Source organism: Devosia sp. A369 (assembly GCF_054489345.1).
In genome coordinates this window covers 294,874-316,684 of the sequence record NZ_JBTMWV010000001.1, presented here as the reverse complement: position 1 = coordinate 316,684, position 21,811 = coordinate 294,874, and the positions used below count along the sequence as shown (strand labels likewise).

23 protein-coding genes, 2 tRNA genes and 1 pseudogene are annotated in these 21,811 nt (G+C 62.1%); 18 read left to right on the top strand and 8 right to left on the bottom strand.

Features of this window, described 5'->3' with window-relative positions:
- The first annotated feature begins 78 nt into the window (after nt 1-78).
- From ACX3OZ_RS01605 to ACX3OZ_RS01570, 8 genes are all read left to right on the top strand, one after another.
- Nucleotides 79-1,398: a sugar ABC transporter permease gene (locus ACX3OZ_RS01605; RefSeq protein WP_459095153.1), complete on the top strand. Its 1,320-nt coding sequence runs from the start codon at nt 79-81 to the stop codon at nt 1,396-1,398.
- 12 nt (nt 1,399-1,410) lie between these two features.
- A complete protein-coding gene (locus ACX3OZ_RS01600) occupies nt 1,411-2,193 on the top strand; it encodes an ATP-binding cassette domain-containing protein (protein WP_459095154.1) in 783 nt (260 codons plus the stop codon).
- 63 nt (nt 2,194-2,256) lie between these two features.
- The gene (locus tag ACX3OZ_RS01595; protein WP_459095155.1) at nt 2,257-2,904 is read left to right on the top strand and encodes a DUF1345 domain-containing protein; all 648 of its coding nucleotides are present in this window, start codon (nt 2,257-2,259) and stop codon (nt 2,902-2,904) included.
- A 71-nt stretch (nt 2,905-2,975) separates the two neighbouring features.
- A complete protein-coding gene (locus ACX3OZ_RS01590) occupies nt 2,976-4,103 on the top strand; it encodes an S-(hydroxymethyl)glutathione dehydrogenase/class III alcohol dehydrogenase (RefSeq protein WP_459103683.1) in 1,128 nt (375 codons plus the stop codon).
- Between the two features lie 66 nt (nt 4,104-4,169).
- Entirely contained in the window at nt 4,170-4,649 is a 480-nt protein-coding gene (parS, locus tag ACX3OZ_RS01585; protein ID WP_459095157.1) for a type II RES/Xre toxin-antitoxin system antitoxin, read from the top strand.
- A complete protein-coding gene (locus ACX3OZ_RS01580; RefSeq protein ID WP_459095158.1) occupies nt 4,646-5,155 on the top strand; it encodes an RES family NAD+ phosphorylase in 510 nt (169 codons plus the stop codon). The genes parS and ACX3OZ_RS01580 overlap by 4 nt, the downstream gene beginning before the upstream one ends.
- 11 nt (nt 5,156-5,166) lie before the next feature.
- Nucleotides 5,167-5,631 (top strand): YaiI/YqxD family protein, encoded by a 465-nt coding sequence (locus ACX3OZ_RS01575; protein WP_459095159.1) that lies wholly within the window; start codon nt 5,167-5,169, stop codon nt 5,629-5,631.
- Nucleotides 5,632-5,709: 78 nt separating this feature from the next.
- Nucleotides 5,710-6,594: a polysaccharide deacetylase family protein gene (locus tag ACX3OZ_RS01570; RefSeq protein ID WP_459103682.1), complete on the top strand. Its 885-nt coding sequence runs from the start codon at nt 5,710-5,712 to the stop codon at nt 6,592-6,594.
- 5 nt (nt 6,595-6,599) lie between these two features.
- Here the strand turns inward: ACX3OZ_RS01570 and ACX3OZ_RS01565 are convergent, their stop codons facing one another.
- The 3 genes from ACX3OZ_RS01565 to ACX3OZ_RS01555 form a co-directional block, all read right to left on the bottom strand.
- The gene (locus ACX3OZ_RS01565; protein WP_459103681.1) at nt 6,600-6,992 is read right to left on the bottom strand and encodes a hypothetical protein; all 393 of its coding nucleotides are present in this window, start codon (nt 6,990-6,992) and stop codon (nt 6,600-6,602) included.
- A complete protein-coding gene (gene rlmB, locus ACX3OZ_RS01560; protein WP_459095162.1) occupies nt 6,992-7,744 on the bottom strand; it encodes a 23S rRNA (guanosine(2251)-2'-O)-methyltransferase RlmB in 753 nt (250 codons plus the stop codon). The genes ACX3OZ_RS01565 and rlmB overlap by 1 nt, the downstream gene beginning before the upstream one ends.
- Before the next feature lie 189 nt (nt 7,745-7,933).
- A tRNA-Tyr gene (locus ACX3OZ_RS01555) sits at nt 7,934-8,018 on the bottom strand.
- 285 nt (nt 8,019-8,303) lie between these two features.
- Between ACX3OZ_RS01555 and ACX3OZ_RS01550 the strand changes: the two genes are divergently transcribed.
- The 6 genes from ACX3OZ_RS01550 to arsH all read left to right on the top strand — a co-directional run bounded on the left by ACX3OZ_RS01550 (nt 8,304) and on the right by arsH (nt 12,894).
- Nucleotides 8,304-8,377: transfer RNA gene (locus ACX3OZ_RS01550), tRNA-Gly, on the top strand.
- 299 nt (nt 8,378-8,676) lie between these two features.
- Nucleotides 8,677-10,086 carry a pyridoxal phosphate-dependent decarboxylase family protein gene (locus ACX3OZ_RS01545; RefSeq protein ID WP_459103680.1) on the top strand — a complete coding sequence of 470 codons (1,410 nt, stop codon included), beginning with the start codon at nt 8,677-8,679 and terminating at the stop codon, nt 10,084-10,086.
- A 103-nt stretch (nt 10,087-10,189) separates the two neighbouring features.
- The gene (locus tag ACX3OZ_RS01540; protein WP_459095471.1) at nt 10,190-10,546 is read left to right on the top strand and encodes an ArsR/SmtB family transcription factor; all 357 of its coding nucleotides are present in this window, start codon (nt 10,190-10,192) and stop codon (nt 10,544-10,546) included.
- 167 nt (nt 10,547-10,713) lie between these two features.
- Complete coding sequence (gene arsB / locus ACX3OZ_RS01535; RefSeq protein WP_459103679.1) at nt 10,714-11,775, top strand: ACR3 family arsenite efflux transporter; 1,062 nt, start codon at nt 10,714-10,716, stop codon at nt 11,773-11,775.
- Complete coding sequence (gene arsC / locus ACX3OZ_RS01530; protein WP_459095178.1) at nt 11,772-12,194, top strand: arsenate reductase (glutaredoxin); 423 nt, start codon at nt 11,772-11,774, stop codon at nt 12,192-12,194. Before arsB ends, arsC begins: the two co-directional genes overlap by 4 nt.
- Entirely contained in the window at nt 12,151-12,894 is a 744-nt protein-coding gene (arsH, locus tag ACX3OZ_RS01525; protein ID WP_459103830.1) for an arsenical resistance protein ArsH, read from the top strand. Before arsC ends, arsH begins: the two co-directional genes overlap by 44 nt.
- 30 nt (nt 12,895-12,924) lie before the next feature.
- Here the strand turns inward: arsH and ACX3OZ_RS01520 are convergent, their stop codons facing one another.
- From ACX3OZ_RS01520 to ACX3OZ_RS01505, 4 genes are read right to left on the bottom strand one after another with little or no spacing between them, the layout of a single operon-like run.
- The gene (locus tag ACX3OZ_RS01520) at nt 12,925-13,143 is read right to left on the bottom strand and encodes a hypothetical protein (RefSeq protein ID WP_459095179.1); all 219 of its coding nucleotides are present in this window, start codon (nt 13,141-13,143) and stop codon (nt 12,925-12,927) included.
- A gap of 50 nt (nt 13,144-13,193) precedes the next feature.
- Entirely contained in the window at nt 13,194-14,174 is a 981-nt protein-coding gene (locus ACX3OZ_RS01515) for an aldo/keto reductase (protein ID WP_459103678.1), read from the bottom strand.
- Between the two features lie 11 nt (nt 14,175-14,185).
- The gene (locus ACX3OZ_RS01510) at nt 14,186-15,070 is read right to left on the bottom strand and encodes an aldo/keto reductase (RefSeq protein WP_459095181.1); all 885 of its coding nucleotides are present in this window, start codon (nt 15,068-15,070) and stop codon (nt 14,186-14,188) included.
- Between the two features lie 40 nt (nt 15,071-15,110).
- Complete coding sequence (locus ACX3OZ_RS01505) at nt 15,111-15,506, bottom strand: (R)-mandelonitrile lyase (RefSeq protein WP_459095182.1); 396 nt, start codon at nt 15,504-15,506, stop codon at nt 15,111-15,113.
- Nucleotides 15,507-15,738: 232 nt separating this feature from the next.
- Here ACX3OZ_RS01505 and ACX3OZ_RS01500 point away from each other — a divergent pair.
- The 3 genes and pseudogenes from ACX3OZ_RS01500 to ACX3OZ_RS01490 all read left to right on the top strand — a co-directional run bounded on the left by ACX3OZ_RS01500 (nt 15,739) and on the right by ACX3OZ_RS01490 (nt 19,197).
- Nucleotides 15,739-16,632: pseudogene (locus ACX3OZ_RS01500) on the top strand (LysR family transcriptional regulator).
- A gap of 249 nt (nt 16,633-16,881) precedes the next feature.
- Nucleotides 16,882-18,186, top strand: coding sequence for a replication-associated recombination protein A (locus tag ACX3OZ_RS01495; RefSeq protein ID WP_459103677.1), 1,305 nt, complete (start codon nt 16,882-16,884; stop codon nt 18,184-18,186).
- A gap of 144 nt (nt 18,187-18,330) precedes the next feature.
- The gene (locus ACX3OZ_RS01490) at nt 18,331-19,197 is read left to right on the top strand and encodes a DMT family transporter (protein WP_459095185.1); all 867 of its coding nucleotides are present in this window, start codon (nt 18,331-18,333) and stop codon (nt 19,195-19,197) included.
- 20 nt (nt 19,198-19,217) lie between these two features.
- Here the strand turns inward: ACX3OZ_RS01490 and ACX3OZ_RS01485 are convergent, their stop codons facing one another.
- The gene (locus ACX3OZ_RS01485) at nt 19,218-20,204 is read right to left on the bottom strand and encodes an AraC family transcriptional regulator (protein WP_459095186.1); all 987 of its coding nucleotides are present in this window, start codon (nt 20,202-20,204) and stop codon (nt 19,218-19,220) included.
- A 216-nt stretch (nt 20,205-20,420) separates the two neighbouring features.
- Between ACX3OZ_RS01485 and ACX3OZ_RS01480 the strand changes: the two genes are divergently transcribed.
- Nucleotides 20,421-21,791, top strand: a complete 1,371-nt coding sequence (locus tag ACX3OZ_RS01480; RefSeq protein ID WP_459103676.1) for an FAD-binding oxidoreductase — start codon at nt 20,421-20,423, stop codon at nt 21,789-21,791.
- The last annotated feature ends 20 nt before the right edge of the window (nt 21,792-21,811 follow it).

Sequence of the window (21,811 nt, the reverse complement as noted above, 5' to 3'; positions counted from 1 at the left end):
GCGGCGTTCGCGCTGCGGCACTGTTGTGACGGGACTGCGCTGCCACAAGGCCGCGCTGCCCAGCGGGGGAGAAATAACTTGGCAGCACAGCAAGCCAATCCGGCCAATAGCCATCCGAGCAGGTTCGTGCAGAATCCGCTGCAGCGCTTCCTGATCGCCACCGAGATCGACACCCGTCTGCTGGGCATGGTCGGCGCGCTGGTGATCATCTGGGTCGGTTTCAACATCTTTTCGGGCGGCTTGTTCCTGACGCCGCGCAATCTGTGGAATCTGTCGGTGCAGACCGCCTCGGTCGCGGTGATGGTTACCGGCATGGTGCTGGTCATCGTCACCCGCAACATCGATCTGTCGGTAGGGTCGATATTGGGTGTGCTGGGCATGGTGATGGGCGTAATGCAGACCCAGATCCTGCCCGTACAGTTCGGACTGGGGCTAGGCCATCCTCTCATCTGGGTGCTTTCGCTCGCCGCCGGGCTGGTGGTTGGCGTGGCCATCGGGGCGCTGCAGGGCGTCATCATCGCCTATCTGCGGGTGCCGGCTTTCATCGTCACGCTGGGCGGCTATCTCGTCTGGCGCGGCGCGGCCTGGTGGGTCACCACCGGGCGTACCGTGGCGCCGATGGACCCGACGTTCCAATTGATGGGGGGCGGTCCGGCTGGCGCAGTCGGGGCATTGTGGAGCTGGGTGGTCGCGGTCGTCGCCTGTGCCGCCATTCTGCTCGGGCTGTATTTTGGCCGGCGGCAGCGCCTGCGCTTCAATTTTCCGCTACGCCCGCTCTGGGCCGAGGCCGCACTGGCCATCATCGGCTGTGGTGCCACCATCGCCGCGGTCTGGGTCGCCAATTCCTATCCCTGGCCGCGCCGCATTGCGGAAAACTACGCCGCCGCCAACAATCTGGTGGTGCCGGAAGGCGGGCTGTTCATCGCCCATGGCATTGCCATTCCCGTGCTGATCGCGCTGGGCGTCGGCGTGGTGATGGCCTTCATCTCTACCCGCACTCGGTTCGGCCGCTACATCTTCGCCATGGGCGGCAATCCAGAGGCCGCCGAACTGGCGGGCATCAATACCCGCTGGGTCACCGTCAAAATCTTCATGCTGATGGGAGCGCTCTGCGCCATCGCCGCCGCCATTGCCTCGGCTCGCCTCAATGCGGCGACCAACGCGCTGGGCACGCTGGATGAGCTCTATGTCATCGCGGCGGCAGTGATTGGCGGCACGTCGCTGGCCGGTGGCGTCGGCAGCATTGCCGGTGCACTGCTCGGGGCGCTGGTCATGCAATCGCTGCAATCGGGCATGGTCCTCATGGGCATGGATAGCCCGCTGCAGTCCATCGTCGTCGGTGTGGTCCTTGTCTTTGCGGTATGGCTCGACACGCTCTACCGCCGCAACAAAATCTAGAGAGTCCTTGTCATGCTGGACACCAGAACGCCTCTCGTCGAAATGAATGATATTTCGATTTCCTTCGGCGGCATTCGCGCCGTCGACCGCGCCTCGATCGATCTTTATCCCGGTGAAGTGGTGGGACTGCTCGGCCACAATGGGGCGGGCAAGTCGACGCTGATCAAGATCCTGTCGGGCGCCTATAAGCGGGACGCCGGCTCGATCCGTATCAATGGCGAGGACGCCACGATCAACAATCCGCGTGACGCCAAGGCCTATGGCATCGAGACGATCTACCAGCAGCTAGCCGTGGCCGATAATGTCGACGCCGCCGCCAATCTGTTTCTGGGGCGCGAGATCACAACCGCGCTGGGTACACTCGACGACGCGGCCATGGAATCGAAGGCCCGCGAGGTGATGGGGCGGCTCAACCCGAATTTCCGCCGCTTCAAGGAGCCGGTAAAGGCCCTGTCCGGCGGCCAGCGCCAATCGGTCGCCATTGCCCGGGCCATTCTGTTTGACGCCCGCATCCTGATCATGGACGAGCCCACCGCAGCGCTGGGACCACAGGAAACCGCGCAGGTGGGCGATCTGATCAAGCAGCTCAAATCCGATGGCATCGGCATCTTCCTCATCAGTCACGATATCCATGATGTGTTCGATCTCGCCGACCGCGTGGTGGTGATGAAAAACGGCCAAGTGGTGGGCAGCGCCCGGACTGAGGATGTGACCAAGGACGAAGTGCTGGGCATGATCATCCTCGGCAAGGTGCCTCCGGGCGCCACCGCCGGACCGGGCGCCATCGAGGTCTGATACACGGCGCTTGCGGTAGCGCAGTGAGCCGCTATCCTCCCGCCAGACCGGGAGGATAGCAGCGTGTTCCACAAATCGACGCGGTACCGATCGTTCTACTTGGCGGTAGCCGCCGGGTTGGCCGCCGCGATGGCCACCCTCTTGATCAGCCCGGCGCAGGCGGTGCTCTGGGGCTCCAACATTTTTTTCGCGCTCTATCTCGCCTTGAGTCTGACAATGTTTCCGCGTGCCAGTGCGGAGTTCCTGCAAAAGCACGCCGACCAGGAAGATGCGCCGCCCTGGATCATCTTTGTCGTCACCGTGGCGGTCATTGCCGCTTCGGTGGTGTCTCTGTTTCAATTGGTGGCCTCGGACTCGGCAGGGGCGTTGGAGCTGACCGCGACGGCGGTTTCGGTGCCGCTGGGCTGGCTGACGGTGCATTGCATGGCGGCGCACCATTACGCCTTTGAATATTACGCAGATCCAACTGCCAGTGAAAAACCCAAAGGCAAGCGGCAGGTTGCCGGTGGGTTGGAATTTCCGCTGAAGCAGCAGCCGGACGGTATGGGTTTCCTCTATTTTGCCTACGTAATCGGGATGACGGCGCAGGTCGCGGACGTCAATGTCAGCTCGCGCGAAATGCAGCGGCTGGTGCTGATGCACGGCATTTTTTCGTTCTTTTTCAATACCGTAATCGTCGCCGCCACGGTCAATGTGGTGGTGTCGCTGTAGGTTTGGTCACATTGCCCGTTGGCGGTCGGTATGCGAGGGTCCGCCAAATTTGATGAATCGGAGACCTGCAGATGAAGACCCGCGCCGCTGTAGCCTTTCAGGCTGGTAAGCCCCTCGAAATCGTCGAGGTCGATCTCGAAGCCCCCAAGGCCGGCGAAGTGCTGATCGAGATCAAGGCGACCGGCATCTGCCACACCGATGATTTCACCCTGTCGGGCGCCGACCCCGAAGGCATCTTTCCAGCCATTCTGGGTCATGAAGGCGCGGGCGTGGTGGTCGATGTGGGGCCGGGCGTTACCAGCCTCAAGAAGGGCGATCACGTTATTCCGCTCTACACGCCGGAATGCCGCGAGTGCTATTCCTGCCTCTCCGGCAAGACCAATCTCTGCACCGCCATCCGCAGTACGCAGGGGCAGGGGCTGATGCCCGATGGCACCTCGCGCTTCTCCTATCAGGGCAAACCGATTTTCCACTATATGGGCTGCTCGACCTTCGCCAACCACACGGTGCTGCCCGAAATCGCGGTGGCCAAAATCGATCCCGCCGCGGCCTTCGACAAGATCTGCTATGTCGGCTGCGGCGTCACCACCGGCATTGGCGCGGTGATCAACACGGCCAAGGTCGAGATCGGCTCCACCGCCGTGGTGTTCGGCCTGGGCGGCATTGGCCTCAACGTCATTCAGGGCCTGCGCCTTGCCGGCGCCGACATGATCATCGGCGTCGACATCAACAATGACAAGAAGGAGTGGGGCGAGCGCTTCGGCATGACCCATTTCGTCAACCCCAAGGAAATCGGGGAAGATGTGGTGCCCTATCTGGTCAATCTGACCAAGCGTCGGGGCGATCTGATCGGCGGCGCCGACTACACCTTCGATTGCACCGGTAACACCACGGTTATGCGTCAGGCGCTCGAATGCAGCCATCGCGGCTGGGGCAAATCGGTGGTGATCGGCGTGGCCGGAGCCGGGCAGGAGATCTCCACCCGCCCGTTCCAGCTGGTCACCGGTCGCACCTGGATGGGCACGGCCTTCGGAGGCGCCAAGGGCCGGACCGACGTGCCGAAGATCGTCGACTGGTATCTCGACGGCAAGATCGAGATCGATCCGATGATCACTCACACGCTGCGCCTGGAAGATATCAACAAGGGCTTTGAGATGATGCGGTCCGGCGAAAGCATCCGCAGCGTCGTCGTCTACTAACGTCCATCTCTTGCATTTCCTTCCGTCACGTGTCATGTATTTTGCGACACGTGACGGAGGTTTGCCATGCAGGGATTTGCCGAAGCCGTTCAAATGCCCTTTACGACTGAACAGACCCGCGTTTCTGCCCTGCTGGGCGGCAAGCGGGTGCTGAAGCAGGTCGTTCAGGATGGTCTTGATGCCCATCGGCTGATTGGGGCAGGTCTTCCGGGCGAGGCGCTGTCGCATCTTGAAGGCCAGTTGACTGTGCTGGACGTCGGCGCCTTCGAAAAGGCCATCGGCATGAGCCTGCGCACCCTGCAGCGTCGACGGGCTGATCCCGGCCAGCCGCTCAGTGTCGAGCAGAGTGGGCGGGTGTGGAAATTCGCCGAAATTCTGGCCAAGGCCAGCGAGGTCATGGGCAGCCAGCGCGATGCCGAGGAATGGCTCAATGAGCCGGCGATCGGCTTGAACGGCTATCGCCCCCTCGACCTGCTGACCACCTCGGCTGGTGCCGAACTGGTGGAAAACTTTCTCGGGCAGATCGAATATGGGGTCTATGTGTGACGGCACCGCTACCGGGCGCCCTGGGCGGAACCGAATTGGTCGCCTGGCGTCTTGATACCAGGCCGTTCGCCGCGACCTGGGATAGCGGGGAGGGCGCCTATCGCTTTGGCGGGCGCTGGAGCAGTGTGGGCACCCGGGCCGTCTATTGTGCGCTCGATGCGTCCACCACCATTCTCGAAGTGGCGGTGCATCGTGGCTTCAAGCGCATGGACACGGTTCCACACAGCCTGACCTCGTTTCGCATTGTCGATCCCGCCGATATCCATGTAGTGGAGGCCGCAATGCTGCCCAATCCCAACTGGCTGCGCTCCGGCCTGCCCAGCGCCGGCCAGCAGGAATTTGGCGATGCGCTGCTGCAGGCGCATAAGTTTGTGCTGGTGCCCAGTGTCGTCTCGCCCAACAGCTGGAACCTGCTGTTCATCGCCGCCCGGGCCACGGGTCGTTATGCGCTGCGCTCGCAGGAAGGCTTTGCCCTTGATACAAGGCTGCACCCACCGCAAGCATGATCGAGAAATCCTTGGCTGACCCCATTATCTTTGTTGATGCCGATGCCTGTCCGGTGAAGGACGAGGCGATGCGCGTGGCCGAGCGGCTGGGGCTGGTGGTGACGCTGGTCAGCAATGGCGGTGTGCGACCATCGCGCGACCCGATGATCCGGGTCGTGGTGGTGCCCTCGGGGGCTGATGCTGCCGATGACTGGATTGTCGAGCAGGCCCAGGCCAATGACATCGTGCTGACCGCCGATATCCCCCTGGCCAGCCGAGCCATCGACAAGGGCTGCCACGTGCTGGGCTTCACCGGCAAGCCGTTTACCCCGGCCTCTATCGGCATGGCGCTGGCGATGCGCGACCTCAACCAGCATCTGCGCGAGACCGGCGAAATCAAGGGCTACAATCCCGGTTTTCGCCCGGCGGATCGCTCCGCCTTTCTTAGCGCGCTGGATACCTTGGGACGAAAGGCGAAATCCCTTGCCGGTAAGTAGTTCTTAAGCATTCGCGAGGGGATTATTAACCATAATCGCCAAAAGTGAGCTCGGTTTTGATGGTGCCGAGTTCAGTCCGTGTCGCTTTCGCGTTTTGTTATTTCTCTTGTGATTGCCGGCGCCGTTCTCGGGGGCTGCGCCAAGCCGCCCAGTCAGCATGCTGACCTGCCGCAGCCCGCTGCAAGCCGGGCGACGCTGGTCACCAACAGCATCTTGCCGGCATCCCAGCCGATCACCCACCAGCCAATGCCTGAACGCATTTTTGCCACTGGCAGGCTCGGGGGTCGGACGCTGGCGGTGGCGTCGACGGCCGACATCATCCTGCGGCCGGGCGAAGTGGTGCTGACCTTCGACGATGGCCCGCGCCCGGGCAAGACCACCTCAATTCTGGCCACGTTGAATGATTTTGGCGCCAAGGCAACCTTTCTGATGCTTGGCTCGGCAGCGCAGGCCCATCCCGGCCTGGCCCAGAAAGTGGCTGCCAGTGGGCATAGCGTGGGCAGCCATACCTATAATCACGTTGATCTGAATGGCCTGAGCCGGCAAGCGGCACTGGACGAGATTGCCAAGGGCGAGCGGGCGGTGCAACGGGCACTGGCTGGCGGCGGGCAAACGGTCGCGCCGTTCTTTCGCTTTCCCTATCTGTCACAGACGGGCTTTCTCCGCACCAATTTGATGCAGGGCAGCATGGTGGTCCTCGACGTCGATATCGACAGCAAGGACTATTACAAAGACACGCCCGCCGTGGTGGCGGCGCGGACGCTGCAGCGGCTGGAGGCACGCGGCAGTGGCATCATCCTGTTCCACGATATCCACCAGCGCACCGTCGAGATGCTGCCGCTGTTTCTGGCCCAACTGCAGGAGCGCGGCTATTCGGTGGTTCGCCTCGTGCCCAAGGACACTGGCGTATTCGGTCGTGATGTGATCACCGCCGACGGGCCGATGCTGCGCGGCGCCCTCTAGGGGGCCTAGTCTTCGTCGTCTTCCTCGACATCGGTCAGATAGACCGACATTTCGATGTCGATGCCGTGGCTGGCGACCGCCGCGGCGACGTGGGCGGGCAGGCGGGCCGACATGGCTTCGCCATGCTCGGGATAGTCGAAGGCCAGGTCGAGCACGGCCTTGCCGATGCGGCGATCTTCCAGCATGGTGGCAATCGCCGGGCCGGAGCGTTCCGCCAGTTCCAGCAGTGCCCGCGCCGGATTGGTCACCGGCACATCCACCTGCGCATAAAAGCTCTGATCGGCGTCTTCCGGCTCATAGCGGCTGGTGAGTTGCTTGAGCGCACGGTCGAGTTCGTTTTGCGGCAGCGTCACGCCTGACAGGCGTAGCGCCATGGCAAAGGGGGCAAGCTGGCTCATCAGACCCGTCCGGCAGTGGCCGCAAACAGCGCGATGGCGGCGGCATTGGAGACGTTCAGCGACTTGATCGGCCCCGGCATGTCGAGCTTGACCATTTCGTCGCAGAGTTCGCGGGTGCGCTGGCGCAGGCCCTTGCCCTCGGCGCCCATGACGATAGCCAGCGGCTGATCGGCGTTGCGCGGCGTGAGCTGATGTTCTGATTCAGAATCAAAGCCCAGCACTAACATGCCGCGCTGCTTGAGCTTTTCCAGCGCGTCGCCCAGATTGCGAACCTCGATCATCGGCACCAGATCCAGTGCGCCCGAGGCCGCCTTGGCCATCACGCCGGTCTCGCGCGGCGAATGACGCGCCGTGGTGATGACGGCATCGGCGCCAAAGGCGCAGGCGGTGCGAAGGATGGCGCCAACATTATGCGGATCGGTGATCTGGTCGAGCACCACCACCAGCTTGAGCGGGTCGACCTCGTCGAGCCGGAAACGGCTCACGGGATCGACTTCCAGCGCGGCGCCCTGGTGCACGGCATCCTCGCCCAGCAGGCGGTCGAGTTCCTTGGGCGTGGTTTCCTTGACGGGCACCTTGCCGATTTCGCCGGTGTCCTTGAGTCGCATCAGCGCGTTGGGCGTCGCCAGCAACACCTTCTTGATGCGATTCTTGTTGTCCAGCGCGGCGCGCACCGTGTGCAGGCCATAGAGATACACTGGCCCGGTATCGGGATCATATTTTGGCTTGGGCGGAAATTTATTGAAGCTCATGGGGGAGGCGTATCGCCTTTGCGAGCAGGCAGCAAGCGGCTGCGCACACATGCCAGCGCTGCATCGCTAAAGTTGGCTTGCGTCGACGCAGTCGTGCGGATCGCACGAACACCAGAATGGCTAACCTCGAAATGAGTTAGCCAAAAATGTTAGAAAAATGATTGAGAATCCGTGCTCCCGAAGGAGCGATGGTGGAGGGGACTGGATTCGAACCAGTGTACGCTAAGCGGTCAGATTTACAGTCTGATGGATTTAACCACTCTCCCACCCCTCCACGATGTCGCTTGGGTAGGAAACGAAGCGCCGGAGCGCGTCGTCCGGGCGGTTTATGGTGGTCCGATGACAGTGTGTCAACACCCCTTTGGCAAACCCCCAGCAAAAAAGCCGCTGGCCTCGCGCTATGTGGATAAAACTGGGTCCGGATAGCCCATTACGAGCGCGGTATCGGCTTTGCGGTGCCGCAGCGCCGCGCCAATTTAATGTGCAGCGCGCGGCCGGGGAGGGGGTTGCCATAGGCGCCGCTGCCGGGCTATTGCCTTGCGGGTCGGTCACCGACCTTGCGGGTATAGCTCAGTGGTAGAGCAGCAGCCTTCCAAGCTGAATATGCGGGTTCGATTCCCGCTACCCGCTCCAAAATCCGACTTCTTAAATTACCTGCAAGCCTGAAAACGCCGCGTTTTCCGCCGCTCCGACATTTTCGGCCGTGTTGCACCCTTGGGTCCAGGATGGTCATCCTGCAGGGCCTTCGTAAAGGCTCAAGCCATACCAATCGCGCTGGCTTCTGTTGAGACCATCTACGCACCGCCCAGAAAAACCTCTCCCCCGAATAATTTTCGGGGCGCTACATCGCGAGCCTGGGCGACATGCTCAACGAGGCCATGCGCAAGGGTAAACGCTGAGACGTGAGAGCTCGATCCAAAGAGGAGAACGAAATGACCATTATTGCAACGCTCTTTGCATCCGCAGCCAGCCACGCCGCGCGGTTTCGCGATGGCGCAAGCACGCGTTTGCAACGGCCAGAGCAGGACTTTGCGGCATCCGCAAGGACCTTCGCCGAGCCGTTGCCCCTTTCCGGCACCGCGATGAATAGCGTGCTTGAAACGCTGGCCGAGCAGGCCGAGCCTGGCCTGCACCTCACTACCGGGCCGAGGTTTTTCGGTTGGGTGATCGGGGGCTCCCATCCGGTGGGCGTCGCGGCCGATTTCCTCACCAGCGCCTGGGGCCAGAATGCCGGCAACCACACCGCGTCCCCCGCCGCAGCGGCGGTTGAGACGGTGGCGGCGCAATGGCTGCTGGAATTGTTGGCCTTGCCCGCCGAGTGCTCGGTCGGGTTTGTGACCGGTGCCACCGTCGCCAATTTCACTTGTCTCGCCGCTGCACGCGGCGCGGTATTGAGCAAGGCCGGTTGGGACGCCGATGCCAACGGGCTGTTCGGTGCGCCGCCGATTACGGTGCTGATCGGAGCCGAAGCCCATGCGACGGTGTTTTCTGCGCTGCAGTTTTTGGGCCTTGGCCATGATCGGGTGGTGCGGGTCGCGACCGACGATCAGGGGCGAATGCTGCCGAACGCCTTTGCCAGCGCCATCGCGGCGGTCGAGGGGCCAGTGATCGTGATCCTTCAGGCCGGGCAGATCAATACCGGTGCGTTCGATCCGTTCGAGGCCATCGTGCCGCTCGCCCACCGGCACGGTGCCTGGGTGCATGTCGATGGCGCGTTCGGGCTCTGGGCACAGGCGACGCCGCATCGCCGGCACTTGAGCGCCGGCGTCGAGCTGGCCGATAGCTGGGCGACCGATGGGCACAAATGGCTTCAAACCCCGTTCGACAGCGGCTTTGCGATCGTTCGGGACGAGTTGGCACATCGCCGCGCCATGACGATTTCGGCAAGCTATCTGCCGCTGGTAGAAGCTGGCGAGCGCGACCCCTCGCACTACGTGCCCGAGCTGTCGCGCCGGGCGCGTGGTTTTCCGACCTGGGCGATAATCAAGCATCTTGGGCGCGACGGCATTGCCGCCATGGTCGAGCAATGCTGCCAATCAGCCCGGCTGATCGCCGATGCGATCTCGGATGAGGATGGCATTGCCGTCGTCAACGACGTGACGCTCAACCAGCTCATCGTGCAGTTCGGTAGCGACTTGGCGCCCGAATCCGGCGACGCGCTGACCCGAGCGACGATCGCGGCACTGCAACAAGACGGCACGATTTTTGTGGGCGGCGCGGTCTGGCGCGACCGGCAGGTAATGCGCCTCTCGGTCAGCAACTACCAAACGACCGCCCAAGAAGCGCAAATGGCGGCGGCCGCGATCCTCCGGGTCTATCGGAGTACGAGGACCGGGGCATAAGGGCGGTCTGCCGCCGCTCAATCCCAGTTATTGCAGGAATGGGCGGTAAAGGCGCGGGTCAGCTGAGTTGACGATTAGCCTGAATATCGATAAAACTCGATATATGGAATCAAAGCAAGCACTCGACGTATTCGCCGCTCTGTCCCAGGCCACTCGCCTCGACACGTTCCGTCTTCTGATGGAACACGAACCTGCAGGCCTGCCGGCTGGCGAAATCGCGCGGCGCCTGGAGGTGCCACAGAACACGATGTCCACGCATCTCGCCATCCTGACCCGTGCCGGGCTCATCGAGTCTGAGCGCTACAGCAGATCCATTGTTTACCGGGCTGTCGTTGATCGGGTGCGGGAGATCGCGAGCTTTTTGGTCCAAGACTGCTGCGGCGGTCGCCCGGAATTGTGCGAGCCTTTGATAGCCGAATTCACCCCGTGCTGTGCTCCGAAGGGACCGAGCCATGTCTGACGGTGTCGGCGAGCCGGTCCTCAACCACGTGGGCCAGGGCAGCTTCGAGCCTCTCGGTTTGGTGCACACAGACCGGGCCTCGGCGCCTTCTTCGATCCTTGGCACCCACCAAGCATCATCCATCTGCGCCACGGCGACCATGCTGTTGCGGGCCATCTAGGTTTCCCATGTCCATTTTCGAACGGTATCTGACCCTGTGGGTCGCGATCTGCATCGTTGTCGGTATTGCTGCTGGCCAAGTCTTTCCAGCATTCTTCCAGGGGCTCGGCTCCTTCGAGTACGCCCAGGTCAACATCCCCATGGCGGTGCTCATCTGGTTGATGGTCATTCCCATGCTGGTGCGGATCGATTTCATGAGCCTGGGCCAGGTCGGCGCCTATTGGCGGGGCATCGGCGTCACCGTCTTCATCAACTGGGCCATTAAGCCCTTCTCGATGGCGCTGCTGGGTTGGCTCTTCATTGGCTGGCTGTTCCGACCGCTGCTGCCGGAAGTGCAGATCGACAGCTATATCGCCGGTCTCATCATCCTGGCCGCGGCGCCATGCACCGCGATGGTGTTTGTCTGGTCGAACCTGGTGAAGGGGGAACCCCATTTCACCTTGAGCCAGGTGGCGCTCAACGATGCCATCATGGTCATCGCCTTCGCTCCCATCGTCGGTCTGTTGCTGGGCTTGTCGGCCATCACCGTGCCCTGGGATACGCTGCTGCTGTCGGTTGGACTCTACATTGTCGTTCCGGTGATCGTTGCACAGCTTTACCGGCGCTGGCTGCTCGCCAGTGGCGGCATCGATGCTATGAACCAGGTGCTGTCGATCCTGCAACCGATCTCGATCGCGTCCCTGCTGCTGACATTGGTGATGCTGTTCGGCCTCCAGGGTGAGCAGATCGTTGCCCAGCCCACGATCATCCTGCTTCTGGCCGTGCCGATCCTGATCCAGGTCTATTTCAACTCGGGACTGGCCTATGTCCTCAACCGCGTTTCCGGCGAACAGCATTGCGTTGCTGGACCGTCCGCATTGATCGGCGCTTCGAATTTCTTCGAACTCGCGGTCGCCGCCGCCATCGCCCTGTTCGGTTTCAATTCCGGCGCCGCCCTGGCCACGGTCGTGGGCGTGCTGGTCGAAGTGCCGGTGATGCTGTCGGTGGTCTGGATCGTGAACCGCAGCAAGGGCTGGTACGAAAACGGCGCCGCAGTGCGCTGCAACACCAAAGCAAGGACAGCGGAATGACCGTCACCATTTACCACAATCCCGACTGCGGCACCTCGCGGAACACCTTAGCGATGATCCGACAGTCAGGTGTTGAGCCCATCGTGATCGAATACCTCAAGTCGCCACCGTCACGGGCCAGGATCACCGAACTGGTCACCGCCGCAGGCATGTCGCTGCGTGAGGCGATCCGGCAGAAGGATACGCCATATGCCGAACTCGGTCTGGCCGACGTTTCCCTGTCGGACGAAGCGCTGCAAGACGCCATTGAGGCGCACCCCATCCTGCTCAACCGCCCATTTGTCGAAACGCCGATCGGCACCCGTCTGTGCAGACCTTCCGAGGCGGTGCTGGATATCCTTGAAAATCCTGACATCGGGCCGTTCACCAAAGAGGATGGCGAGGTCATCATCGACGCCGAGAGGAAGCGCATTGTCTGATCTCCCCAATGTCATTGGCGATGCCTTCCAGGTGCCTGATTTCGGCCAGCTGACCACCCCGGTCCTGCAACACAAGCCCCGCATCCTGATGCTTTACGGGTCGCTGCGCGAACGCTCCTACAGTCGTCTGCTGACCATCGAGGCGCAGCGCCTGCTGGAGGCGTTCGGTGCCGAGGTGCGCATATTCCACGCTAACGGATTGCCGCTGCCAGGGGATGCCCCCGATGATCACCCGAAGGTACAGGAGCTGCGGGCGGCCATGTTGTGGTCAGAGGGCCAAGTATGGACGAGCCCAGAGCGTCATGGTGCCATGAGTTCAGTGCTAAAGGCGCAGATAGACTGGATACCGCTGCCAGGCGGCGCCATCCGCCCGACCCAGGGGCGCACGCTCGCGGTCATGCAGGTCTCGGGCGGGTCGCAGTCGTTCAACGCGGTGAATCAGATGCGTATCCTGGGGCGCTGGATGCGGATGGTCACGATCCCGAACCAATCGTCGGTTGCAAAGGCGTTCCAGGAATTCGAGACGGACGGTCGCATGAAACCGTCATCGTATTACGATAGGGTCGTGGACGTCATGGAAGAGCTGGTGAAGTTCACACTGATCAATCGCGGCGTATCTGGCTATCTGACCTCCCGCTACAGCGAGCGCAAAGAAGCGGTCAGCAAACTTGAGGAGCGGGTCGGCCTCAAGTCGATCTAGGATACGAGCTGGACGGCTGCACTCAGGACGCTAGTTTTTGCCGTCGGACGCCGCGGCGTGACGTCGGGTGGCGCGCATGTGTTCGACGATGTGGCGGTCGGAACCGCTGATATGCCGGCTGACGGCCTCGGCAGCACCCGGAGCGTCGCCGGCTTTGCTGTGGGCCTGTCGCTTCATGTCTCCCGCGAGATTGGCATAGACCACATCCTGCCTCTGCATGGTGCCCTTGAGGGAGGCTGCATCGAGCACGTAGCCCTCGATAATCCGCACCTTTGGCGACGACGGATTGAGCCCTGCACTTATCGATCAATCCTGGCCTGGTTCTGCGGCGAGTAGCGATCGCCTTGGACCGTAATGCCGGAGACGGCTTCCTCGATGGCGGCAAGGTCTGCTACTGACAACTCGACGTCTACCGCGCCGATGTTTTCCTCGAGGCGGTGCAGCTTGGTTGTGCCGGGAATGGGTGCGATCCAAGGCTTCTGAGCCAGCACCCAGCCAAGCGCGAGTTGGGCTGGCGTGATCTGTTTTTCCCCGGCGATACGGGTAATCGTGTCCACCATGACTTGATTGGCTGCTCGGTTCTCCGCCGTGAAACGCGGCACAGTGTTGCGGAAGTCGTTTTTGGCAAAACGGGTGTTCGCATCGATCGTGCCGGTAAGAAAGCCCTTCCCGAGCGGGCTGAACGGAACGAAGCCAATGCCAAGCTCTTCCAGTGCTGGAAGAATCTGTTCTTCGGGTTCGCGCCAGAGCATCGAATATTCGCTCTGCAGCGCCGTGACCGGCTGGACCGCATGGGCGCGTCGAATGTTGGCGACACCAGCTTCCGACATGCCGAAAAACTTGACCTTGCCTTCGGCGATCAATGCCTTGACCGTTCCGGCGACATCCTCGATCGGCACGTTCTTGTCGACGCGGTGCTGATAGAGCAGATCGATCCGGTCCGTCCGCAAGCGTTTGAGCGACCCCTCGACCGCCGCCCGGATGCGTTCGGGCCGGCTGTCCGGTGCGCCGCCTCCATCGGTGTCAAAACCAAATTTGGTGGCGATGACCACGTGATCGCGGAACGGCTCCAGCGCTTCGCCGACCAGTTCTTCGTTCTTATAGGGACCATAAACCTCCGCCGTGTCGAAGAAGGTGACGCCGCGTTCGTAGGCCCCACGGATTAGCTTGATGCCGTCTTGAGTGGTTGTCTCCGGGCCATAACCGAAGCTCAGGCCCATGCAGCCAAGGCCGATGGCCGAAACTTCCAATCCGCTGGTGCCCAGTTGTCTTTTTTTCATGTCGTATCTCCTCATGCTTCCGGGATCGGTCGGCTGAAATTGTCGAGCGTGATGAAGTCGGGTTCCGGCCCGCCCCGCGCGCCAGTTTCCAAATTGTCGATGGCTGCCAGCTGATCCAGAGTCAGTTCGAAGTCGAAAACATCGAAATTCTCGGCAATGCGAGCGGGCTTGACCGATTTTGGGATCACCGAGCGGCCCTGCTGCAAGCCCCAGCGTAGCATGACCTGCGCGGCCGACTTGTCATGCGCCTCTGCGATGGCGACGATCGTGGGATCTTCCAGCGAGCTCTTGCCGTTGCCGCGATAGAAGGTAATGCCGCCAATGGGCGACCAGGCCTGAGTCAGGATGCCATGTCGCCGGTGCAGGCGTTGCAGTTCGGCTTGCTGGAAGTAAGGGTGCACTTCGATCTGGTTGACCGCCGGCACGATTTCAGTTTCGGCCAGCAAGCGCTCGATGTGCTCGGGCATGAAATTGCTGACGCCAATGGCGCGGACTTTGCCATCGGTCAGGAGCTTTTCGAGGGCGCGGTACGCCTCCAGGGTCTTGTCAAAAGCCGAAGGTAGCGCCTGGTGCAGGATCAGCAGATCGAGCTGCTCGATGCCCAGTTTCTTGCTGCTCTTTTCGAACCCGTGCAGCGTTTCGTCAAAACCATAATCATTGATCCAGATCTTGGTCTCGATGAAAATCTGGTCGCGCGGGATGCCCGAGCGACGAATGCCTTCGCCCACTTCACGCTCATTGCCATAGGCGGCCGCCGTGTCGATATGGCGATAGCCGACGCGCAGGGCCTCTTCGACCGCTGCTGTCGTCTCGTCTGGCGGCGTCTGGAACACGCCCAGACCAAGCGCGGGTATCTGAACGCCATTGTTGAGTTGCAAGTTCGGTACGCTTGTCATTAGGGAAACCGTCTGTTTGTGGTCAAAGCCTGGGGCCGGCTCAGCGGCCGTACTGTTGGTCGCTCACGTGCTCCATCCACTCGACGGCCCTGCCGTTCAGTTCTTCCTGGATGGCAATATGGGTCATCGCTGTTTCGGCACTGGCGCCGTGCCAGTGCTTTTCATTGGGCGCAAAACGCACCACGTCGCCGGGCAACACGGTTTCAATCGGGCCATCGGCTTTTTGAACAAGGCCGCGACCGGCGGTGATGATGAGAGTCTGCCCGAGCGGATGGGTGTGCCAAGCGGTGCGGGCACCGGGCTCGAAGGTGACGGTGTTGCCAGCCATGACGCTCGGCGCGTCGACCGCATAAAGTGGATCGATCCGAACTGCACCGGTAAACCAGTCGGCTGGCCCCTTGGCTGAGGGCTGGGAACCTGCGCGCTGAATTTTCATGACGGCTCTCCTTGTTGCGAAGCGTAGATAGGCCTGTTTCAATCATCTGATTAGTGGGGCCATCCTGCTTGAGCCTATGAATGAAATTCATGAGCGGTGATGGCGAAGATACGTGCGGAGCTTGGGAATGCGGCTGGGATCATCCTGCATTTGCTGCGGACATCAATTTCGCGCCCGGTGATCGCGCGCAGTGTTGATGACGAAATCAGCGCTTCATGGTAGCCGTTTATGAATGAACCGCGACAATGTAGCCGATCTTATAGTGTTTATTGCCGTCGCCCAGGACCGTAGCTTCACCCGCGCCGCGGCGCGCCTTGGCGTGTCTCAATCGGCGCTGAGTCACGCCCTGAGCCGGCTGGAGAAGCGTCTTGGTGTCCGGCTCCTGACGCGCACCACCCGCAGCGTGTCGCCGACCGACGCTGGCGAGCGGTTACTCGCAACGGTCTAGCCACGCTTTCGAGAGGTCGATGCGGCGCTCGCGATGGTCAGCGAATTCCGTGACAAACCGGCTGGCACGATCCGGCTGAGTGCTGGCGAACATGCCATCAATGCTGTGCTCTGGCCGAGGTTGCAGGGCTTCACGCAAGCCTATCCCGATATCCAGCTGGAGATCATCGCGGAGAACGGTTTTGTCGATATTGTAGCCCAGCGCTATGACGCCGGCGTGCGCCTGGGCGAACAGCTGGCTAAGGATATGGTGGCGGTGCGCATCGGGCCCGACTGGCGTATGGCCGTGGTCGCTTCACCGGTATATTTTGACGGCCGGCAGCGGCCGGAAACGCCGGATGATCTGACCGAGCAGGTTTGCATCAACCTTCGCCTGCCAACACACGGCGGCCATTACGCCTGGGAGTTTGAACAAGCGGGGCGGCGCATCAATGCCAGGGTGGAGGGTCAGCTGACGTTCAGCAGCAGTAGCCATATCCTGTCGGCAGCCCTCGCCGGAGCGGGCCTGGGGTGTGTTCCCGAGAACATTGCGGCGCCTTATCTCAAAACCGGCCAACTGGTTCAGGTGCTTGAGAACTGGATGCCGACATTTGACGGCTACCACCTCTATTATCCAAGCCGGCGCCAGACCTCGCCTGCCTTTGCCAGGCTAGTTGAAGCGCTGCGCTATCGCCCATAGAGGCCGCGGAGACACGCGTAGGCCACCTCGCAACGCTGCGCAATTGACCTTGATTGATGGTTTTTGCTCGTAGCGACATACGGTCGGAGGCGCAGCAGCAGGTGCGCGCCCGATCTGGCGGCCATCAGGGAAGCCGGGTATGAGCCGTAGCGGCACGGCCTAGATTGCCCCATCGACATGCGCGCTCAGTGGCCGGAACTGATCCATCAGGGTATCATCTCTAAGCAAAATTATGGTTCGAGGCACTGAATGAACGACCTCTTCGATAGCGGGGCGCGTCCCGGGCGGGCGCCACTTGCGGCGGCCTTGCGGCCTGCAACGCTGGATGATGTTGTTGGGCAGCCGGGAGTGGTGGCGCCGGGCTCGATCCTGCGCCGCCGGATCGTGGCGGGGGCGTTGGGCAGTGTCATCCTTTATGGCCCCCCGGGCATTGGGAAGACTTCCATTGCGCGCGCGGTGGGCAACATGCTGGGCAAGAGCTTTCGGCCGCTCAACGCCACGCGGGCGGGGGTGTCCGATATTCGGCGGCTGGCCGATGAAGCGCGGATGACCCCGCTGCTGATTTTCGTTGACGAGGTGCAGCGGTTTTCGGCGACGCAGACCGATGACCTGCTGGCGCTGTGCGAGGACGGCACCGCCGATTTCATCGGCGCGACCACCGGCAATCCCTATCACGTGCTGACGTCGGCGCTGGTTTCGCGCTCGACCATTCTCAAACTTGAGCCGCTCAGCATTGAGGACATGGAGCAGGTCGTTCGGCGCGGCATCGATTATTTGCGGGCCGAGGCCATGGCGATCGAGCTGACGCCGGCGCAGGTCCGTCTGATTGCCGGCCGCTCGGGCGGCGATGCCAGACGCGCCTTGACCGCGCTCGAAAGCTTGGCGGTTGGACATGATGCTGGGGCCGTTACGGTCACCGACGCCATGCTCGATGAGGTCTACGCGGCGGCGCCGATCAATCACGACCGGTCGGGCGATGCGCATTACGATGTGGTTTCGGCCTTCGTCAAATCCATGCGTGGGTCCGACCCGGACGCGACGCTGTACTGGCTGGCGCGGTTGATCCATGGCGGCGAGGATCCGCGCTATATCGCCCGACGGATCATGATCCACGCCTCCGAGGATGTCGGGCTCGCCGACAATACCGCACTGCAGACGGCCGTGGCGGCGGCGCAGGCGGTGGAGAAAATCGGCTATCCGGAGGCGCAGATCGTGCTGGCCCATGCCGCGCTGCATGTGGCGCGGGCACCCAAGTCGGCGTCGGCCTGCCGGGGCATCATGACCGCCTTGCAATTCGTTGCTGGTCAGCCGCCAGTCGCGGTGCCGATGCATTTGCGCGATACCCATTACAAGGGGGCAGAAGCGCTCGGCCATGTGGGATATCAGCTGCCGCATGATGACCCGCGCGGCTGGGTGGAACAGATCTATTCCCCGCTCCCGCGCGGGGCGCTGTATCAAAGCGACGCGCGCGGGGCCGCCACCTTCGAGAAACGTGCCGATGACTATTGGCAGAGCGTTACCGGCCAGGCGCAGCCCCAACGGGACGGGAAATGACGGCTTGGGGTTGGACCAACAAGCCTCGAGTCTACGATGATGGACACATCCTTGTCCAAACTCTGGAGCGGCTAGTGGTTGTCCTATAACGGGGCTATGCTCGATTTCCGATCCGGGACAAAGGATATTGCGTTGAGAGTCCCTGTGCTCGCGACGGTTGCGCTGCTCGCTTTTTCGGCCAATTCCGTGTTGGCAAGGCTGGCGCTGGGCGCGGGGGACATGAACGCCACCGGCTATACCGGTGTGCGGATCGTGTCGGGAGCCCTGACTTTGATCGCGATCCTCTATTTTCGCAGGCGCGGGAATGGCGGCGCCAGGATCGCAATCAGTGGCAGTTGGCGAGGGGCCGCGGCCTTGTTTGGCTACGCGCTGGCCTTCTCCATCGCTTACCTCATGCTGGGAGCCGGAACCGGTGCCCTCATCCTGTTCGCCAGCGTGCAGATCGGCATGCTGGCATGGGCCATCGTGAAAGGGGACCGGCCAGGGCTATTGGAGTGGCTCGGCTTCGGCGTTGCCTTTGCGGCGCTGGTATTTCTCGTGGCGCCGGGCCTGGTGGCGCCGCCACTGCTCGGCACGGCATTGATGGCCGCCGCAGGATTGTCCTGGGCGGCATATTCCTTGCTAGGGCAGGGATCGCGTGCGCCGCTAGCTGATACCGCCGGAAATTTCATCCGCTGCCTGCCGATTGCTCTGCTGCTGGTGGCAACTGCTGATCTTGCACACACCAGCAGCGCGCCAGGGCTGGCCTATGCGGTCGCTTCTGGGGCGATTGCCTCCGGCTTGGGCTATGCCATTTGGTACAGCGTGCTGCCGAGCATGACCCGCACCAGTGCTGCATTCATTCAGTTGACGGTTCCCGCCATTGCGGCGGCAGGGGGCGTGCTGTTCATCGGGGAACCGCTGACGGGTCGTCTGCTGGTTGCGTCGGCGGGTATTCTCGGCGGTGTCGCGCTGGCCCTGCTCGCTGCGAACTGGCGAAAATCCAAGACACCACAGACCGGCGCAGCATGATGCCGACCTACCGATGGCAGTCACAGCATCTGAATGGTTGCAGACGACGCTAGGCGCCCCTTGCGCCAGGCACCGGGCGGCAAGCCGACGACCTTCTTGAAGGCGCGATTGAAGGCAGCTTCTGACTCGTAGCCGACTTCGGCTCCGGCCTGCGCGATACTGATCCCGGCGCTCTCCAGCCGTCTTGCCGCCAGCTGCATGCGCCAGCGCCCCAGATACTGCATCGGCGAGACGCAGGAATAATGCGTGAAGCGGCTGGCAAAAACGGATCTGGACAGGCCGACGGCCCGCGCCAGACTTTCGAGTGACCAATCGTCAGCGGGCCGACCGTGGATCAGGCGTAAAGCCTGGCCAATTTGCGGGTCCCGTAGGCCCGAAAGCCAGCCCCGCGAGTCCATCGGCAGGGTATCGACATAGTCGCGCAAGACTTCCACGAAGAGCAATTCGGCCAGCTTGGCCAGCACCGTTTCACCACCCGGACGCTCGCTCTGGGTTTCGGAAACGGCATGGTGCACGAGCTGCGCCAGCCAGCCTTGCGCTGCGGTGCCTCGCCCGTGCAGCACGCGCGGCAGTGAGCTGATGAACGGGTTGTACGGATGGATATCGCAACCAAGATAGCCACAGATGAAGCGGCAGGTTCCGGCATTGGAGCCATCGTTGACGATATAGGGCAGCTGCCGGTCGACCGGGTTATGATAAACGGCGAGGTCCGGCTTGGCCCGCATCCCGATCGACGAGCAGAGCGCATGCGCGTCGTCCATGGGAAACGCCACAATATCGCCAGCGTGAAGCCGGATCGGCGCGAGGGAGCTGTCGGTCAGCTCGGCCCAGCACGAGCCTTCGATAAGCGTGTGAAAAAAGAACACATATTGCGAGATCGGCATGACCGCCGCCGCTATCGCCGATGCCTTGGGCGCCTCGGCCACCCAGGGTTCGTGGAACGTGTTGTCGAAAAAGATCGCACCGGTCAATCGAACCGCCGCGAGTACGTCGGAGAGAACATCCATTGGCCTGCACCTCCGGCTGATCCCTTCCTCCTGCAGGGCCCATCCTTTGATCCAGAATATGCCTCAACAGGCCCCGGAACAAGCGGCACACATAAGCGGGGTTGCGTCGCCGGCGGCAAGACGCCTGAGCAACAAAACCGGACGATCGGCCATTTGCCGATGCCTGGACCCGGCTTAGCATCCGCCGCCAAGCGATACGCTTGCGGGAGGACAGCCATGAACACCGAAACCATCAGCAATTTTGCGGCGAGCCAGCGCGGCGCGGTGCTGGACGCCGGACATCCCGATTACGAGCAAACGCGCAAGCTCTACAACGCCATGATCGACAAGCGACCCTTGGTCATTGCCCGCTGCTCCGATGTCGGGGACGTCATATCGGCGGTGAATTTTGGCCGCGAGAACAAGCTCGCCATCGCGATCCGGGGCGGGGGGCACAATGGCCCCGGCTTTGGCAGTGTCGATGAAGGTCTGGTGATCGATATGTCGACGATGAAAGGCGTCCGCGTGGATCCGGCTGGCCACACCGTCAGGGTCGGCCCCGGCTGCACCACCGGCGACGTCGATCATGCCACCCACGCTTTCGGCCAGGCCGTGCCTTTCGGCATCATTTCCACCACCGGCGTTGCCGGGCTGACATTGAATGGCGGGCATGGCTATCTCAGCCGGCAATACGGCCTGACCATCGACAGCCTTCTCGAAGCCGATGTGGTGCTGGCTGATGGCCGCTTTGTCACCGCCAGCGAAAAGGAAAATCCCGATCTTTTATGGGCGCTGCGCGGCGGCGGCGGCAATTTCGGCGTGGTGACCAGTTTTCTGTTCCGCACCCATAAGGCCAAGGATGTCTATGGTGGGCCGATTGTTTTCGATCTCTCCGAAGCGGCCACCGTGATGCGCTGGTATCGCGAGTTCCAGGCCACTGCGCCCAATGATTTCTGCGTCTGGCTGGGCCTGCAAACCATCCCGAGCGGCGAGCCGTTCCCGCAGGAGCATTGGGGCAAGCGGATGTGCATCCTGCTGGTCGCGCATAGTGGCGCGGGCGCCAAGGCGGCGGTTGATGCCATCCGCCAGCAATTGCCGACACCGCTGTTCGACTGGGCCGGCGACATGCCATACCCGGCGCTACAGGCGATGTTCGATGCGCTCTATCCCACGGGGATGCAGTGGTACTGGAAGGGCGACTTCGTCAAATCGCTGCCCGACGCAGCGATCGATGCCCATATCGCGCATGCATCCAAGGCCCCCAGCGACCAGTCGCTGATGCATCTTTACCCGATCGACGGCGCGGTGCATCGGCTCGGCTCGAGCGACGCCGCCTGGAACTGCCGCGACGCTACCTGGTCGATGGTGATCGCCGGGGTCGACCCTGATCCCAAGCAGGCAGGGGCCATCAAAAGCTGGGCCAAGGGCTATTGGGAAGCCGTGCATCCGTACAATCTGGCGGGCGCCTATCCAAATTTCATGATGGATGACGAAGGCGAAGCCCGGCTGCGCGCAACCGATAACTATCCCAAGCTCGCTGCGCTGAAGGAAAAGTTCGACCCGACGAACTTGTTCCACGTCAACCAAAACGTCCGGCCCGCCCATTAGCCGCGGTATGAGCCTGCGCC

Coding starts and splice junctions, on each gene's coding strand:
- ACX3OZ_RS01600 (WP_459095154.1), top strand. CDS start 1,411: ATGCTGGACACCAGAACGCCTCTCGTCGAAATGAATGATATTTCGATT.
- ACX3OZ_RS01590 (WP_459103683.1), top strand. CDS start 2,976: ATGAAGACCCGCGCCGCTGTAGCCTTTCAGGCTGGTAAGCCCCTCGAA.
- parS (WP_459095157.1), top strand. CDS start 4,170: ATGCAGGGATTTGCCGAAGCCGTTCAAATGCCCTTTACGACTGAACAG.
- ACX3OZ_RS01565 (WP_459103681.1), bottom strand. CDS start 6,992: ATGAGCCAGCTTGCCCCCTTTGCCATGGCGCTACGCCTGTCAGGCGTG.
- rlmB (WP_459095162.1), bottom strand. CDS start 7,744: ATGAGCTTCAATAAATTTCCGCCCAAGCCAAAATATGATCCCGATACC.
- ACX3OZ_RS01545 (WP_459103680.1), top strand. CDS start 8,677: ATGACCATTATTGCAACGCTCTTTGCATCCGCAGCCAGCCACGCCGCG.
- ACX3OZ_RS01540 (WP_459095471.1), top strand. CDS start 10,190: ATGGAATCAAAGCAAGCACTCGACGTATTCGCCGCTCTGTCCCAGGCC.
- arsB (WP_459103679.1), top strand. CDS start 10,714: ATGTCCATTTTCGAACGGTATCTGACCCTGTGGGTCGCGATCTGCATC.
- arsC (WP_459095178.1), top strand. CDS start 11,772: ATGACCGTCACCATTTACCACAATCCCGACTGCGGCACCTCGCGGAAC.
- arsH (WP_459103830.1), top strand. CDS start 12,151: ATGGCGAGGTCATCATCGACGCCGAGAGGAAGCGCATTGTCTGATCTC.
- ACX3OZ_RS01515 (WP_459103678.1), bottom strand. CDS start 14,174: ATGAAAAAAAGACAACTGGGCACCAGCGGATTGGAAGTTTCGGCCATC.
- ACX3OZ_RS01510 (WP_459095181.1), bottom strand. CDS start 15,070: ATGACAAGCGTACCGAACTTGCAACTCAACAATGGCGTTCAGATACCC.
- ACX3OZ_RS01505 (WP_459095182.1), bottom strand. CDS start 15,506: ATGAAAATTCAGCGCGCAGGTTCCCAGCCCTCAGCCAAGGGGCCAGCC.
- ACX3OZ_RS01495 (WP_459103677.1), top strand. CDS start 16,882: ATGAACGACCTCTTCGATAGCGGGGCGCGTCCCGGGCGGGCGCCACTT.
- ACX3OZ_RS01485 (WP_459095186.1), bottom strand. CDS start 20,204: ATGGATGTTCTCTCCGACGTACTCGCGGCGGTTCGATTGACCGGTGCG.
- ACX3OZ_RS01480 (WP_459103676.1), top strand. CDS start 20,421: ATGAACACCGAAACCATCAGCAATTTTGCGGCGAGCCAGCGCGGCGCG.